Origin of the sequence: Arthrobacter glacialis, assembly GCF_002909445.1 — a bacterium.
Lineage (GTDB): Bacteria > Actinomycetota > Actinomycetes > Actinomycetales > Micrococcaceae > Specibacter > Specibacter glacialis.
Window position 1 is genome coordinate 343,206 of the sequence record NZ_PPXC01000002.1, and the last position, 15,697, is coordinate 358,902.

Genomic DNA, 15,697 nt, shown 5'->3' on the forward strand with positions numbered 1-15,697 from the left:
TCTTTTTAGTCATCAGCAATAAACCCAGGGGGCTGCCGTCATGGCGGAATTAACAATTGATTTTTGTGGCGAATGGTACGAGCCGGCGCCGGAAGAAGTTTTTCGGATTGGCCGTGAGGGCGACATTGAAGTTGATGACAACCCTTATTTGCACAGGAAGTTCCTGGAAGTCAGCAAATATGACGGCATTTGGTGGCTGACCAACGCCGGCACCATGCTCTCGGCCACGATTGCTGATGCCGCAGGCGGCATGCAGGCGTGGATGGCACCGGGCGCGCGCATCCCCTTGGTCTTTAGCCAGACAAACGTGATTTTTACCGCCGGCCCCACCACGTACGAATTCTCGGTTCACTTGGAATCGCCGTCGTTCATGTCCCAAAGCCGCGAGGACGACTCTGCCGGTTCAACCACCATTGGGCCCGTAGTCTTCACCGAGTCCCAGAAGGCGCTGATTGTGGCGCTGGCCGAGCCCATGCTGCGCCGCGGCGGGACCGGATTCAGCGCCATCCCGTCCTCCGCGCAGGCCGCCAAGCGCCTGGGCTGGGCGCTCACCCGCTTCAACCGCAAACTGGACAATGTGTGCGACAAGCTGGACCGCGTGGGTGTTGTTGGCCTGCGCGGCGGCGGCGGAAAACTGGCTACCAACCGCCGTACCAGGCTGGTGGAACATGCAGTGACCTCCCACCTGGTCACCCCCGATGACCTGCCACTGCTGGACGCCCAACGAGGAATTGATGTGCAATGAGGATCCGGCTGACGCTTCGGCGTGACCCGCAGGAGGCAAAAAATCTGGCCGTCACGGTTGACGGCCTGGCCTCGGTGGGGGACATCGCCACCGAACTGTACCTGTCCGATCCCGCCCGCAAGGGGGCTGCCGCCCCGCCAAACCTTTCCCTGCTAGTGGAGGAATCCGTGGTGGGCGGGGTGCGCGGACGCACCCTGCCGCCGGAGAGCAATCTGCAAGAATCCGGGCTGCGCCCCGGCGCCACGGTGTCCCTGACGCAGGTCAGCGAAACCTTTGCCGTGCCCCAACAGGACCGCGGGCCAGCAGCTGCCACCTTGCGCGTCACGGCCGGGCCGGACCTGGGCCGCGAGTTCGCCCTGCCGCTGGGTACCAGCTATGTGGGCCGCGACTTTGACGTTGACGTTCGCCTCAGCGATCCCATGACCTCAAAACGGCACGCCCGCATCACCATTGGCGAAACGGTGGAAATTGCCGATACAGGCTCCGCCAACGGCCTCATGATGGAAGGCACCCAGATCTCCCGGGCAGTGCTGGGCTCCTCGGATGAGGTGACACTGGGGGAAACCACCATTTCCGTGGTGGGCCTGGGCCGGCGCACCCAATCCGGGCCCACGGGCCCCTTGGTGGAATTCAACCGCTCGCCCCGCGTGGTGCCGCACTTTGCCATCGAGGAACAAATCCTTCCCTCCGGCCCGCAACGGCCCCGGCGCGAACGCTTCCCGCTGGTCATGCTCATCGCCCCCGTGCTGATGGGCGGTGTCATGTTTGGCGTGACCCGGAGCCCGTTCAGCCTCATTTTCATGGCCATGATGCCGCTGATGATGATTGGCGGCTACCTGGATCAAAAAGCCAACGCCAAGCGTGAACTGAAGGATTCCATTGAGCAGTTCCGCGGGGCCATTGCCGAGTTCCGCCGCCAAATGACTGCCCGCCAGCAAGTGGAGCGGGCCGTCAGGCTGGCGGAAAGCCCGTCAACGAGCGAAACCGTTGACGCCATCTACAAGCTGGGTCCGCTGATGTGGACCCACCGCCCCGAACACTCGGCATTCCTGTCGTTGCGCTTGGGCGTGGGCCGCCAGCCCTCACGCACTCCTGTCAAGGCACCGGCGGATAGCAATACGCTGCCCGAGTACATGGCCGAAATCCAGGACGTCAAGACCGAGTTTTCCGACATCGACGCCGTGCCTGTTGTTGCCGCGTTCCGCACCAGCGGCGCCGTGGGCGTTGCCGGGCCGCGCGGGGTAGTTGACGATGTGGCCCGTGCCCTGGTGCTGCAGGCCGTGGGCCTGCATTCGCCGGCGGAACTTGCCGTAGCCGCCATGACATCCACGGAATCCAAGCAGCGGTGGGAATGGCTGCAGTGGCTCCCGCATGTTGGTTCGGTGCATTCGCCCTTGGCCGGGGAACACCTGGCCTCTGGCACCGGCGCCTCCAGCGTACTCCTGGCCGCGCTGGAAGATTTGTTGGTGAACCGCGGAGTGAACATGGCCGCCAACGGCGCCGCACACCGCGGCTCCCTGGATCGCGCCAAGGTGGAGATTCCTGCACCCGTGGTGCCGGCCCTGCTGCTCATTATTGAAGACGACGTCAAAGTGGACCGTGCCCGCCTGAACCGGCTCACCGAATACGGTGCCGACGTGGGTGTGCACATTCTGTGGGTTGCCACCTCCATCGAGGCGCTGCCGGCCTCCTGCCGCGACTTTGTCCATGTGGCCGAAACCGCCACCACGGGCCAGGTCCGGCTGGGCCAACTGACGTATCCCGTGAGCTGTGAAAGCGTCAGCGACGAGCTGGCCGCACAGCTGGCCCGCATGCTGGCACCGGTGGTCGATTCCAGCAAGCCGGTGGATGACGACTCCGATCTGCCCCGCAGCGTCTCCTATGTTGCGCTGGCAGGCCACGATCTGGTGGAAAGCACCACAGGCATTGCGGACAGGTGGCTGGAGAACAACTCCGTGGCCTCCCGCGCCGTGAAGAACCGCAAACACCAGGGTTCCCTGCGCGCCCTGGTGGGGTCCAAGGGTGTTGAACCCATGTACCTTGACCTGAAGACCGAAGGCCCGCACGCCCTGGTGGGCGGCACCACGGGTGCCGGAAAATCCGAGTTCCTGCAGGCTTGGGTGCTGGGCATGGCTGCCGCCTACAGCCCCGACCGGCTCTCCTTCTTGTTTGTTGACTACAAGGGTGGGGCGGCCTTTGCCGACTGCGTGCAATTGCCGCACACGGTGGGCCTGGTGACGGACCTTTCCCCGCACCTGGTGCGACGCGCCCTGACCTCCCTGCGGGCGGAACTGCACCACCGCGAGCACCTGCTCAACCGCAAAAAGGCCAAGGACCTGCTCGCCATGGAGCGTGAAGCGGATCCCGAGACGCCGCCGTCGCTCATCATTGTGGTGGATGAATTTGCCGCGCTGGCCAAGGAAGTGCCGGAGTTCGTTGACGGCGTGGTGGACATTGCCGCCCGTGGCCGTTCGCTGGGCCTGCACCTGATCCTGGCCACGCAGCGCCCCTCGGGTGTCATCAAGGACAGCCTGCGCGCCAACACCAACATGCGCATTGCCCTGCGCATGGCCGATGTTGACGATTCCGTGGACATTCTGGGGGAGCCGTCCGCCGCGTACTTCAGCCCATCCATTCCCGGCCGCGGCGCCGCCAAGACCGGGCCCGGCCGGATCCAGGGGTTCCAGACCGGCTACGCCGGCGGCTGGACAACACGGACCCCGCAGCGTCCCCGCATTGACATTGTGGAGATGGACTTCGGTGCCGGAAACCCGTGGGAGCAGGAACTTGCCAGTGCCCCCGTGGCGGAGTCGGGCGGCCCCAATGACATTTCCCGCGTGGTGGCAAATATTTCCCTGGCCGCGGTGGAACTGGGCGTGAAGCCGCCGCGCAAGCCGTGGCTGAGCGAGTTGTCGGAAGTCTATGACTTCTCCAAGCTGCCTACTGCACGCACCGATGAGCAGCTGCTCCTGGGCGTCATGGACGATCCCGAACACCAGGCCCAGCCCACGGTGTTCTTTGAACCCGACAAGGACGGCAACATGGCCATCCTCGGTGCCAGCGGTTCGGGCAAGTCCGCAGCACTGCGCACCCTGGCCGTTGCCGCCGCCATCACCCCGCGCGGCGGCCCCGTGCAGGTGTATGGGATTGACGCCGCCTCCAACGGCCTGCAAATGTTGGAGGTGCTCCCGCATGTTGGCGGCATCATCAACGCCGAGGACAACGAACGGGTGGGGCGCCTGCTGCGCTACGTCCGTGGCCTGATCGAGGAACGGGCGCAGAGTTTTGCGCAGGTCAAAGCTGGCAGCATTGCCGAGTACCGCCGCCTGGCCAACAAGCCCCACGAGCCGCGGATCATTGTCATGGTGGACGGCCTGGCCGCTTTCCGTGAACTGTATGAATTCCGTGCGGGCATGAACCAGTTTGAAACCCTGCAGCAAATTGCCACCGACGGCCGTCCCATGGGTGTGCACCTTGTCATTGCCGGGGACAGCCCCAAGTCCCTGCCGGCGTCGTTGGCGTCCTCCGTGCAGCGCCTGCTGGTGCTCCGCCTGGCCACCTCCGACGACTACTCAAACCTTGGCCTGCCCCGCGACGTCCTGGGCGCTGCTTCGCCTCCCGGCCGTGGCATGATCGACGGCGGCGAAGTCCAGTTGGCCATTTTTGGCGGCACCTCCAACCTGGCCTTGCAGGCCCGGTCGGTCGCCAGCCTGGCCGAGACCATGCGCCGCCAGGGCGTGGCGCAGGCTCCGAGGGTGGAAGCCCTGCCGGAGATGCTGGACCTGAATGTGCTCCCGGCGGCAGCTCCGGGCCACGTGATCATTGGGGTGGACGACTACAACCTGGAAGCCGCGGGCCTGGAAGCCAGCGGCGCGCTCATGCTCACGGGACCGCCGTCGTCCGGGCGAACCACAGCTCTGGTCACCTTGGCCGAAGCCCTGAAACGTTCGACGCCGGGCACCCGCCGCGTGTACTTCGGCTCGCGCCGCTCCGCCATCGCCAAGCTGCCGGTGTGGGATGAATCGATTGTCACCGCAGCGGCGCTGGAACCGGAATTGCAACGCTTCATTGACCTGGTGGAAAGCGAAAGCCAGCCCGTGGCCTTCTTCATTGAGGGCGTCACGGAGTTCACCGATTCCGAGGCGGAAATGGACCTTGCCACCTTGATCAAGGCAGCCATCAAGGCCAACGCCTTTGTGGTGGGCGAGTCTGAAACGTCCACGTGGTCCGGTGCCTGGAGTTTGGCCGGGCTGTTCAAGGCCGGCCGCCGCGGCCTGCTGATGAACCCCGGGGATGTGGAGGGCGACACCTTGATGAACACCTCCCTGGGCAGGATCTACCACAACAAGTTCATCCCGGGGCGTGGTTACGTGGTGGGCCGCGGCAAGGCCTTCAAGCTGCAGGTGGCCAGCACCATGGACCACGAGCGGTAGTTCGCGCCCGCCGTGCCGGGTCCCGGGCCTTGTTGGGAGCCCGCGGCGCCCCGTTCCGCTTGTGGCGCCCCGTTAACGGGGCGCCACAAGCGGAACGGGGCGCTTTTTCGTGCGTCGGCGCGTCATTGCGTAATCGCCTACTCGTGGCAGGATAGAGGCGTGAGCAGCGAGCCAGAAGAAACCCAGCCAATCCCCGCCGACGCAGACCGGGAGCGCTACGGCGTCCTGGTGGATTTGATCCAAAAATACCGCGCGGCGTACTACAACGACGACGCCCCCTTGGCTTCCGATGCCGAGTTTGACGTGCTGTACACCGAGCTGGAGACCCTCGAGGCCCTGCATCCGGAACTGATCACCAACGATTCCCCCACCCAGACGGTCGGAGGTGAAGCGTCCGTGGCGTTCGCCGCCGTCGACCATCTGGCCCGCATGTATTCCCTGGAGGACGTTTTCTCCCTCGAGGAGCTGGAAGCCTGGTTGCGCAAGGCCGAAGCGTCGGTTCAGAAGCAGCACGGCCTGGCCCCGAAGTGGCTGACCGAGCTGAAGATTGACGGCTTGGCCGTGAATCTGCTCTACCGCGACGGCGTGCTGGTTCGCGCTGCCACGCGCGGCGACGGCTTCACGGGTGAGGACATCACCCACAATGTGGCTACCATCAAGGACATCCCGCAGCGCCTGCACGGCACCGGTTTCCCGGCCGAGGTGGAGATCCGCGGCGAAGTGTTCATCGCCTCCAAGGACTTTGCCGAGCTGAACGAGAAAATGGTGGCCGCGGGCAAGGCGCCCTTTGCCAACCCGCGGAACTCGGCGGCAGGTTCGTTGCGCCAAAAGGATCCCGCCGAGACGGCCAAGCGGCCGCTGAGCATGTACGTGCACGGCATTGGTGCCCGCGAGGGACTGGAAACCACCAGCCAGTCCGAGACCTACGCGCAGCTTATGGAGTGGGGCATGCCCACCAGCCCCTACTTCAAGGTGCTGGACACCCTCGAAGAAGTGCTGGAATTCATCGCCCACTACGGCGAGCACCGGCACGATTTGATCCACGAGATCGACGGCATTGTGGTCAAGGTTGATGATTTTGCCACCCAGCGGGCTCTTGGCAACACCTCCCGGGTGCCGCGCTGGGCCGTGGCCTACAAGTACCCGCCGGAGGAAGTCCACACCAAATTGTTGGACATTCGGGTAAATGTGGGGCGCACCGGCCGTGTGACCCCGTATGCGGTCATGGAGCCGGTGAAGGTGGCTGGTTCCACCGTGGAAATGGCCACCTTGCACAACCAGGACGTGGTCAAGGCCAAGGGCGTGCTCATTGGCGATGTTGTGGTGCTGCGCAAGGCCGGGGATGTGATTCCGGAGATCGTGGGCCCCGTGGTGGCGCTGCGCACCGGGGACGAGTACGAATTTGTCATGCCCACGCACTGCCCGTCCTGCGGTACTGAGCTGGCGCCGGCCAAGGAGGGCGACATTGACATCCGCTGCCCCAATGCCAAATCCTGCCCCGTGCAGCTGACCGAACGCGTGGCGCATCTGGCCGGCCGGGGCGGCTTCGACATTGAGGCCCTGGGCTATGAGGCTGCTGCTGCCCTGACCAACGGTGCGGGCCCGGACCCGGCGGAGCACGACGGCGTGATTGCCCCCAGCGGCCCTGGCGTGATCACCAGCGAGGCGCAAATCTTCCAACTGGCCGAGAGCTACCCGGATCCTGCCCTGCGCGAGGCGCTGGCCGGGGTCACCGTGTGGCGTGAAATCCGGGCCAAGGGAGCCGGCACCGGCAAGTTCCAACTGGTCCCGTATTTCTACACCAAGGCCACGGCCAAGAAACCCTCCGTGCCGTCCAAAACCACGGAGAAGCTGTTCAAGGAACTGGACAAGGCCATGTCCCAGCCGCTGTGGCGTGTTCTGGTGGCCCTGAGCATCCGGCATGTTGGCCCCACGGCGTCGCGCGCCCTGGCCACACGCTATGGCACCATGGACGCCATCCGCACGGCCCTGAAGACTGAGGATGCGCGCGAGCAGCTGGCCAACGTTGACGGGGTGGGCGCCATCATTGCCGACGCACTTATCGAGTGGTTTGCCGTGGACTGGCACCTGGAGATCGTTGATGCCTGGGCTGCCGCCGGTGTGGTCATGGCTGACGCCGTGGATGAATCCACCCCCCGCACCCTGGAGGGGTTGACCATTGTGGTGACGGGCACGCTGCCCAACTTCAGCCGGGACGAGGCCAAGGAGGCCATCATCACCCGGGGCGGCAAGGCCTCGGGTTCGGTGTCAAAAAATACCTCGTACGTGGTGGCCGGTGAAAACGCCGGCACCAAGCTGGACAAGGCCGAATCGCTGGGCCTGAAGGTCTTGGACGAGGAAGGTTTTGCCCGACTGCTGGCCGAGGGGCCGGCTGTTGAAGAATCAAGCACAGAAAACTTAGGGGAGTAGCCATGCACCAGAATCGCATTGACGAACTTTTGGAAGTGGCCTTGCGCGCGGCCGCGGCGGGGGCGGCCGTGCTGGCCGTCCGGGATCCGGCAGGGTTCGGCGCCACGGAAAAGTCCTCCGATGCTGACTGGGTGACGGCCTTTGATGTTGCCGCCGAGAACGCTGTCCGCGCCGTAATTGCCGATGTGCGTCCGCATGACGTCATCACGGGCGAGGAGCTGGCGCCGGCACTGCCTGCTGAGCCGTCGGGCTACCGGTGGAGCATCGACCCGCTCGACGGGACCATGAACTTCATCCGCAACATTGCCTACTACGGCACCTCGGTGGCTGTTGCCGGGCCCGACGGCGAATGGCTGGCCGGCGTTGTCAACGCACCCGCCCTGCGCCGGATCTACTTCGCCTCCCGCGGCGGCGGTGCCTGGCTGGATGAAACCCGGGCCGACGGCGTGTCGGCCGTGCGTCAGCTGACGGGCCCCACCGATGCCAGGGGCGGGACCCTGCTGTCCACGGCGTTGACGTATGAGCCGGCCATCCGGCGTCGTCTGGTCTCCGAACTGGATGCGCGGATGGACCACTTTGGGGACATGCGCCGCCTGGGCTCGGCCTCTTTGGAACTGTGCGCCGTGGCCGAGGGCGGGGTGGACGCCTACCTGGAGTACGGCCTCTTTGAGCATGACTTTGCCGCCGGTGGCTTGATTGCCGAAGAGGCAGGCGCTTGGGTGAGTCGCCCGGTGCTGAGCCCGGCCGTCAACGGCCTGCCCACGCGCGAGGAAGTCCTCGGGGTGTGGACAGCCGCCTGCGTGCCCGGGCTGGAAGGCCACTTCGCCCCGGAGCAGTAGGCCCGGCTTAGGTCACAGCGTTCCTTAGCGCAGGGTCAACGCCGCCCCCACAACGCCTGCCGTGTTGTGCAGGAGCGCCGGGCGCACAGGGGTGTCCAAACGCAGCTGCGGCAAAAATTCCTCATGCCGCACCGAGATGCCGCCGCCCAGAATGATCAGCTCGGGGGAGAAGAGGAACTCCACATGGGCCAGATAATCCTGCAGCCGCAGGGAGTATTCCTGCCAGCTCAGGCCGTCGCGTTCGCGGGCCACGGCTGAGGTCCTGGCTTCAGCTTTTTCCCCGCCGATCTCCAGATGGCCCAGCTCAAAATTGGGCACCAGGGCCCCGTCCACCACCAGGGCCGAACCAATCCCGGTGCCCAGCGTCAGGACCAGAACCGCCCCGTGCTGTCCCTTTCCTGCGCCCATGGCCGCCTCGGCCAAACCGGCGGCATCGGCGTCGTTGATGACCAGGACGTCCCTGTTCAGGGCTGTGCCAAGCAAGTCGTTGACCTGCCGGCCTATCCATTCATCGCTGATGTTGGCCGCCGAGCAGGCTGTCCCGCGGCGGATGATGGCGGGGAAGGCAACACCCACGGCAGCGTCCGGCTCCGGCGACTGGTCCCAGCCTTGGACGTCCGCCACCACTGCTTGGAGGGCCCGTGCCACGGCGTCGGGTGTGGCGGGGTTTGGTGTGGGCAGTTGGGCCATGGGGCTGGCCAGGTTTCCGGTGTCCGTGTTGACCACACCGTACTTGATGGCGGTGCCGCCAATGTCGATGCCCAGGCGCAGGGCTTCGCGGGTTGTTGATTCCATGGAAAATCCGTTCAAGGGGCTAATGCGCGCTGCCGCTCACCCCGGATGCTGGGGTGGGCGGCAGGCTCGCGGGAGGAACGAGGTCCGGGAGGGCGTGGTTGGGCCCACGCCCGCGAGGGGCCCCTTTGATGGGTCGCTAGCGACCCATCAAAGGGGAGCGGGTGGGGACTAAACGAGCCAGGCCGTGGCGTTGGCGGGCAGCTTGCCGCCTGCCAAGGGAACGCTGCTCACGGCAACAGTTCCTTCGGGAAGCTCGACGGCGGTATCGCCAAAGTTGGTCACGACATTCCAGCCGTTGGGACGGGCAAAGTGCAGCACGTCCACGTTGGCGTTGGCAATCCAGTCCAGTTCCTCACCCGTCTGCAACTGGCGGCGCAGGGCCAGGGCGTCGCGGTAAAGGGTCAGGGTGGAGCCGTCCACGGAGTCCTGGGCGGATGCTGCGTGCTCAGCAAACCAGGCCGGCTGTGGCAGGTGCGCGGCGGCCTCGCCAAAGCCAAAGGACGTGTCAGTGCTGGTCCAGGGCAGGGGCACACGGCAGCCGTCGCGGCCCACTTCGATGCCCGTGTTACGGAAGAACGCCGGGTCCTGGCGGTCGGCGTCGGCAATGTGGGCCACCTCGTGCAGGCCCAGTTCCTCACCCTGGTAGAGATACGCCGAGCCGGGCAGCCCCAGCATGAACAGCGTTGCGGCGCGGGCGCGGCGCAGCCCCAGCTCGCGGTCCAGCTCGGATTCCTCGCCGCCGTTCAGGAGCCAGTCCTTGCCGTCCTGGGTCTTTTCCGCATCGGCCAGCTTGGGCAGGCCGTAGCGGGTGGCGTGGCGGACCACGTCGTGGTTGGAGAACACCCAGGTGGAGGAGGCGCCGGTGGCGGCGGACTCGGCCAGATTCTTGGTCACGATCGAGACGAAGGATTCGGCCTCAAAGTCTGCCATGAGCAGGTCAAAGTTGAAGGCCTGGCCCAGGCTGGTGGGGGACGCATAGCGGGCGCGGCGGGACTGGTCCACCCAGGCCTCGGCAACGGCTGTGCGCGGCGGGTTGTACTCGTTGAACAGTGCACGCCATTCGGCGTAGATTTCGTGGACCTGATCGCGGTCCCACAGCGGGTTGGAGCCGTTGTGCAGCTTCTCCAGCCTGCGCAGTTCGGCCTTGTTCGGCAGCGGCTCGGAGAGGTCCTTGGAGAGTGCATGGGCCACGTCGATGCGGAAACCGTCCACACCCCGGTCGGACCAGAAGCGCAGGGTCTTCAGGAAATCGTCACGGACTTCGCGGTTGTCCCAGTTGAAGTCGGGCTGCTCGGAGGCAAACAGGTGCAGGTACCACTGGCCGTCGGGCACCTGGGTCCAGGCCGGGCCGCCAAAGATGGAGCCCCAGTCCGACGGCGGCAGCTCGCCGTTGGTGCCCTGGCCGTCGCGGAAGATGTAGCGGGCCCGGGCCGCGGAACCCTTCTCGGCGGCGAGGGCCTCCTGGAACCAGGCGTGCTGGTCCGAGGAGTGGTTCGGGACAATGTCCACAATAATCTTCATGCCGGCGTCGTGGAGGGCTGCGGCCATCTCGTCAAAGTCGGCCAAGGTGCCCAGACGCGGGTCAACGTTGCGGTAGTCGGCAACGTCGTAGCCGCCGTCGGCCAGTTCGGAGGGGTAGAACGGGCTCAGCCATACGGCGTCCAGGCCCAGTTCCTTCAAGTACGGCACCTTGGCGGTGATGCCCTTGATGTCCCCGAGGCCGTCGGCGTTGGCGTCGTGGAAGCTGCGCGGGTAGATCTGGTACACGGCTGCCTGGCGCCACCAATGGGGATCGGCGGCCAGAGTGTCGGCGTTCAGCACGGAGAGCGGGGAAACGGTCATGGTGTATTCCTTCGTGTGGGGTGGTTTGGGAAGCGTTGAAAAATGGGGGAGGGCTATTTCACTGCGCTATTTCACTGCGCCGCGCATCACGCCGGACATGATCCAGCGCTGGGCGAACAGATAAACCAACAGGGTCGGCGCCAGGGCCATCAGGTACGAGGCGAAGGCCAGGGAGTAGTTGGTGTTGAACTGGCCCTGGAACAATTGCTGGACCACCGGCAGGGTTTGCAGTGCGGGGTCGGCTATCAGCATTTGGGGGAGCAGGAAGTCGTTCCAGGAACCCAGGAAGGCGAAGATGCCTACCGTGGCGCTCATCGGCGCAAGGAGGGGGAAGATGACCTTGCGGAACGTCTGCCAGGTGCTGGCGCCGTCGAGCCTTGCAGCCTCCTCCAGCTCCACCGGAATGGAACGCAGGAAGGCGATGAACAGCAGCGAGTTGAAGGAGATGCCACCCACAATGTGGATGAAGGCAACACCTAGCGGGTTGTCCAGGCCAAACATGGCCGTCTGCTTAATGAGCGGCAGGATGACCACCGGGAACGGCACAAACATGGCGGAGAGGAAGTAAATGTAGGAGAGCCGGAAGAACTTCTTGTCCCAGTTGCGCACAATGGCGTAGGCCACCATGGAGCTCGCGGCCAGGGCACCCAGCACGGAGATGACTGTGATGAACGCCGTGGACATGAAGGCGGCAGGGTAGTTGGTCAGCTCAAACGCCTGGGCGAAGTTTTCCCAATGCGGGTCCGTGGGCCAGGCAAAGCCGGTGCCGGAGGCAGCTTGTTCGGGGGATTTCAGGGCCATGCTGATGGTGAAGTACAGCGGAACCAGGATGGTCAGTGATGCCACGAGCAACAGCGACGTCATCCACCAGTTGATCTTGTAGCCTTCGCGGTTGATGCGCCGGGTCCTGACGGGGCGGGGAGCGTCCAGTTTCGCCGGACCGTGGAGTTCCGGGCGCAGAGCAGTCACTTTTGATGCGGTTGTCATTGTTGGTGTCATTAGAGTGAAACCTCCCGGCGGCGCAGGATTTGCAGCTGCAGCAGCGAAATGATGAGCGTGATGATGAAGAAGATGATCGCGTTGGCCATTTGGTACGAGTAGTCGCCGCCGGAAAAACCGGAGAAGATGCGCATGGCAACGGACTGGGTTGCCGTGCCGGGGCCGCCGCCGGTCAAGGCGACAATGACTTCATAGGTGCCCAGGTAGCCCTTGAAGCCCAGGATGGTGTTGATGACAACGTAGCCTGCGATCAGTGGCAAGGAGATGCTGCGCAGCTGGCGCCAGGGCCCGGCCCCGTCAAGGGAAGCAGCCTCATAAACGTCCTCGGAAATGCTCTGCAGGCCGGCCAGATAGATGATGGTGGCACCCGGAGCTGCCTGCCAGACGGTGACAAACACGATGGCTGCCCACGCCCACTGCTCGTTGGCCAGGATGCTGGTGGCCAGGGGCGCAATGCCCAGGGCTTCGGCAATGCCGGGGAGTGTGTTGGAGAACAGGTAGTTGAACACGTAGGCGATGATGAGCCCGGAGAGCACCATGGGGATGAAGTAAATACCGCGGATGCCAGTCTTGAACTTGATTTTCGAGTTCAAGCCCAAAGCCAGCAGCAGGGCCACCACATTCACCACAACGGTTGCCACAATGGCGAAGAAGAAAGTGAACGCGTAGGACGCCAGGATTTCGGGGTCTGAAAAAATGTTTTGGAAGTTCCGCAGGCCCACCATTTTCCAGTCGCCGTAGCCGGCGTAATTGGTGAAGCTGAAGAATCCACCAATCAAGGCCGGAATGGTGCTGAAGATGGCGAAAAGGACCAGAACCGGAACGATCATCCAGTAGTAGGTGGGGTCAACCTTGCGTTTCTTGTGGTTGATCTTGAGTGCTGTGTCGCTGGCAGCTGGGGCAACTGTGCGGACGCTGGCTGGGGCAGTCATGATTTTCTCCTTTGAAGATCTAGGCGTTGCGGGCGGCAACACGGTGCCAAGAGTCGTCGAGGGTGGTCAGGAATGCGTCAGTGTTTTTGTTCAGCGCCAGCGTTTGGAAATAGTTGTTCAGGGTGATGGCCGGCGGGAAGTAGTTGGTCACGTTGAGGTAGTACTTGCCGTCCGTGATGAACGGTTGCAGCCCCGCGACTTGTTCATTGGTGGTCTTCTCCGCGTTCTTGAGCGGGGAGAAAGCAGAGAACTTGTTGTTGTACGCGTTGACCACGGCCGGCTCCATGAGGTAGCTGACAAAGCGTTTTGCCGCGTCCATCCGCGGTGTTGAGCGGGCTATGGAGAACGTCATGTCCAGGGTGACCTGGGCCTGGGTAACGCTTGGGTCCTCGCTCATGGGCAAGGGAAAGGTGCCGAGCTGGATGGCGGGGTTGATGGTGGTCAGCTCCGAGAGCGCCCAGGGGCCCTGCATGTACATCGCCGAACCGCCCTTGGCGAAGGCCGCGTTCCCGTCCGTGTAGGCACGGCTGCCGGCGTCCTTTTGCATAAACCCGAGCACCTGCAGGAACTTCTCGGTGGCAACTTTGAAGTCTTTGGTGAAGGAAACGTCCGGGTTGTTCTTCAAATCCGCAGCTGTCGTGGGCATGCGGGAGAAGAAGTCAGCCAAATCCACTGTGCCGCCCGAGACGTAGCCATAGGGTTGGCCCAGGGTCCAGGAGTCCTTGAAGGTTCCATAAATCGGGGTGATTCCGGCCGCCGTGAACGTCTGGCAGGCGGCCAGGAATTCACTCCACGTGGTGGGCACCTTCACGTTGTGCTGGGCAAACAAGTCAACGTTGTAGATGACACCGGCCGCGGCCAGGGAGAACGGCAGGGCGCTGAGTTCGCTGCCGTTGTACTGGCCAAAGGAGTTGATCAATTCCAACGCCTTGGGATCAGCCATGGACGCTGCGGGAAGATCGGCGAGGTTGGCGAAGATGCCCTTTTTGGCGAAGTCGGCTGTGGTGACCGAGTAGGCGTTGGTCACCACATCGGCGGGGTTGTCGCGAATCAGGCCGGGAACCCAGTTGCCGCCGTTGAAGTCCTGGACCACACGGATGTCGGGGTTTTTGGCTTCGAAGTCCTTGATGAGGCCGTTGAAGTAATCCACCACCTCGGGCTTGCCCTGCTGCAGGCGGATGGTGGTGACGGCGCCTGCCTTGGCATTGCTGCAGGCAGGCAGCGCCAGGGCTGCGGCGGCGATGCCTGCCGCCGCCAGTATGCTGCGACGGCTGATGGCGGAGGCGCTCACAGGGCTAAGCCTGGGGCGGAGAGTGAAACGGCCTTCATCAAAAAACTCCCTTGTTCTTTTGGACTGAGGTGGAACAGTTGCAACGGGTTGCGGGTTACCCAACGGTAATGATTTACACTCTATATTTAGACTCTAAATTTATGCGCTGTTAGTATTATGTACATCACACGGCCGGACGTCAAGGGGCAACTTTTGGAACTCACAGCGAACACCCCCCAGCAGTTGCGCCAGACAAACATGAGTGCCATCTTGAGTGTCATGCGCCGCTCCGGCGCGTTGACCGGCACGGATCTCATCGAGGCCACGGGGCTGGCCCGGGCCACGGTGATAGCCGTGTGCGATGACTTGATCCAGGCAGGCTGGGTCCGTGAACTCCCCGCCCAGCGCACGGCGGTGCAAAAGGGCCGGCCCGCGAGGGTGTTTGAATTTGATGCCGCGGCAGGGGTTGTGGTGGGACTGGACTTTGGCGTTGCCAAGACCACTGCCCTGGTGGCGGATCTGCGCGGCAACATCCTGGCCAAGGCCACCGAGCGCTTGGTTGAGTTCACGGCTCCGGACGCCGAACGCCTCGCCAGCATCGACAAAGCCATCCGGACAGCCCTGGCGAGTGCGGGCGTCACCCATGAGGCCGTGCTGGTTGCCGGGCTGGGAATTGCCGCGCCCGTTGACCGGGCAGGCAACATTCCCCACAGCCAGCCCTTCTGGGAGAACTTTGACATTGGCATCCAGGAAAATCTGCGCGATCGGTACGGCTGGCCGGTGCTGCTGGGCAACGACGCCAACCTGGCGGCCATGGCCGAGCGCTGGATAGGCGTGGCGGCCGGCAGCGATGACCTGGCCGTCATGCTGGCAGGTGAACGCATTGGTTTCGGTTTGATGGAATCCGGGCGGCTGCTGCACGGTGCCTCGGGGCGCAGCGGCGAAGCGGGCCTGCTTCACTTGGTGCACGGGGTCGGAACACCGGAGGGTATTGCCGTGCTGGCCCGCGACATGGCCCTGCTCGCCTGCAAAAAGGGCCTGCCCAAAACAGTCCTGTCCACTCTGGCCGGCGACATCACCGCCGAGGCGGTCTTTGCTGCAGCGGCTGGCGGTGATGCAGTGGCTGCACGGATACTCGATGACATTGCCAAGCGCATGGCCCGGGTCATCTCCTTGATAGCCACTTTCTTTGATCCGGAGCTGGTGGTCATTGGCGGCGCCGTGGCGGAGTCCTCGGCCGTCCTGCTCAAGCCGCTGCAGGCCGAGCTGACAACGCTCATGCCCAACCCACCGAAGGTTGCTGTCTCCACGTTGGGTGACGCCATCGTGACACTCGGTGCCGTCCGCCTGGCCTTGGACTATGTGGAAAAGCATGCGCTGGAGCTGGTTCCGCGCGCGTAACCGGCGCCGTC

The 15,697-nt window shown here is 64.1% G+C and carries 10 protein-coding genes; 5 read left to right on the forward strand and 5 right to left on the reverse strand.

Features of this window, described 5'->3' with window-relative positions:
- Nucleotides 1–40 precede the first annotated feature (40 nt).
- From CVS27_RS03705 to CVS27_RS03720, 4 genes are all read left to right on the forward strand, one after another.
- Entirely contained in the window at nucleotides 41–745 is a 705-nt protein-coding gene (locus CVS27_RS03705; RefSeq protein ID WP_103464381.1) for an FHA domain-containing protein, read from the forward strand.
- On the forward strand, nucleotides 742–5,178 hold the full coding sequence (locus CVS27_RS03710) for a type VII secretion EssC family protein (protein WP_103464382.1): 4,437 nt from the start codon (nucleotides 742–744) through the stop codon (nucleotides 5,176–5,178). Before CVS27_RS03705 ends, CVS27_RS03710 begins: the two co-directional genes overlap by 4 nt.
- A gap of 132 nt (nucleotides 5,179–5,310) precedes the next feature.
- Nucleotides 5,311–7,608 (forward strand): NAD-dependent DNA ligase LigA, encoded by a 2,298-nt coding sequence (ligA, locus tag CVS27_RS03715; protein WP_103464436.1) that lies wholly within the window; start codon nucleotides 5,311–5,313, stop codon nucleotides 7,606–7,608.
- 2 nt (nucleotides 7,609–7,610) lie between these two features.
- Nucleotides 7,611–8,447 carry an inositol monophosphatase family protein gene (locus tag CVS27_RS03720; RefSeq protein WP_103464383.1) on the forward strand — a complete coding sequence of 279 codons (837 nt, stop codon included), beginning with the start codon at nucleotides 7,611–7,613 and terminating at the stop codon, nucleotides 8,445–8,447.
- 24 nt (nucleotides 8,448–8,471) lie between these two features.
- Here CVS27_RS03720 and ppgK read toward each other — a convergent pair whose 3' ends face one another.
- From ppgK to CVS27_RS03745, 5 genes are all read right to left on the reverse strand, one after another.
- Nucleotides 8,472–9,242: a polyphosphate--glucose phosphotransferase gene (ppgK, locus tag CVS27_RS03725; protein ID WP_103464384.1), complete on the reverse strand. Its 771-nt coding sequence runs from the start codon at nucleotides 9,240–9,242 to the stop codon at nucleotides 8,472–8,474.
- Nucleotides 9,243–9,410: 168 nt separating this feature from the next.
- A complete protein-coding gene (locus tag CVS27_RS03730; protein WP_103464385.1) occupies nucleotides 9,411–11,084 on the reverse strand; it encodes a glycoside hydrolase family 13 protein in 1,674 nt (557 codons plus the stop codon).
- Between the two features lie 66 nt (nucleotides 11,085–11,150).
- Nucleotides 11,151–12,071 carry a carbohydrate ABC transporter permease gene (locus CVS27_RS03735; RefSeq protein WP_103464386.1) on the reverse strand — a complete coding sequence of 307 codons (921 nt, stop codon included), beginning with the start codon at nucleotides 12,069–12,071 and terminating at the stop codon, nucleotides 11,151–11,153.
- Between the two features lie 11 nt (nucleotides 12,072–12,082).
- A complete protein-coding gene (locus CVS27_RS03740) occupies nucleotides 12,083–13,015 on the reverse strand; it encodes a carbohydrate ABC transporter permease (protein ID WP_103464387.1) in 933 nt (310 codons plus the stop codon).
- Between the two features lie 19 nt (nucleotides 13,016–13,034).
- A complete protein-coding gene (locus tag CVS27_RS03745) occupies nucleotides 13,035–14,306 on the reverse strand; it encodes an ABC transporter substrate-binding protein (protein ID WP_103464388.1) in 1,272 nt (423 codons plus the stop codon).
- 156 nt (nucleotides 14,307–14,462) lie between these two features.
- Between CVS27_RS03745 and CVS27_RS03750 the strand changes: the two genes are divergently transcribed.
- Nucleotides 14,463–15,686, forward strand: coding sequence for an ROK family transcriptional regulator (locus CVS27_RS03750; protein ID WP_103464389.1), 1,224 nt, complete (start codon nucleotides 14,463–14,465; stop codon nucleotides 15,684–15,686).
- Nucleotides 15,687–15,697: the final 11 nt, after the last annotated feature.

Coding starts and splice junctions, on each gene's coding strand:
- CVS27_RS03705 (WP_103464381.1), top strand. CDS start 41: ATGGCGGAATTAACAATTGATTTTTGTGGCGAATGGTACGAGCCGGCG.
- CVS27_RS03710 (WP_103464382.1), top strand. CDS start 742: ATGAGGATCCGGCTGACGCTTCGGCGTGACCCGCAGGAGGCAAAAAAT.
- CVS27_RS03720 (WP_103464383.1), top strand. CDS start 7,611: ATGCACCAGAATCGCATTGACGAACTTTTGGAAGTGGCCTTGCGCGCG.
- ppgK (WP_103464384.1), bottom strand. CDS start 9,242: ATGGAATCAACAACCCGCGAAGCCCTGCGCCTGGGCATCGACATTGGC.
- CVS27_RS03730 (WP_103464385.1), bottom strand. CDS start 11,084: ATGACCGTTTCCCCGCTCTCCGTGCTGAACGCCGACACTCTGGCCGCC.
- CVS27_RS03735 (WP_103464386.1), bottom strand. CDS start 12,071: ATGACAACCGCATCAAAAGTGACTGCTCTGCGCCCGGAACTCCACGGT.
- CVS27_RS03740 (WP_103464387.1), bottom strand. CDS start 13,015: ATGACTGCCCCAGCCAGCGTCCGCACAGTTGCCCCAGCTGCCAGCGAC.
- CVS27_RS03750 (WP_103464389.1), top strand. CDS start 14,463: ATGTACATCACACGGCCGGACGTCAAGGGGCAACTTTTGGAACTCACA.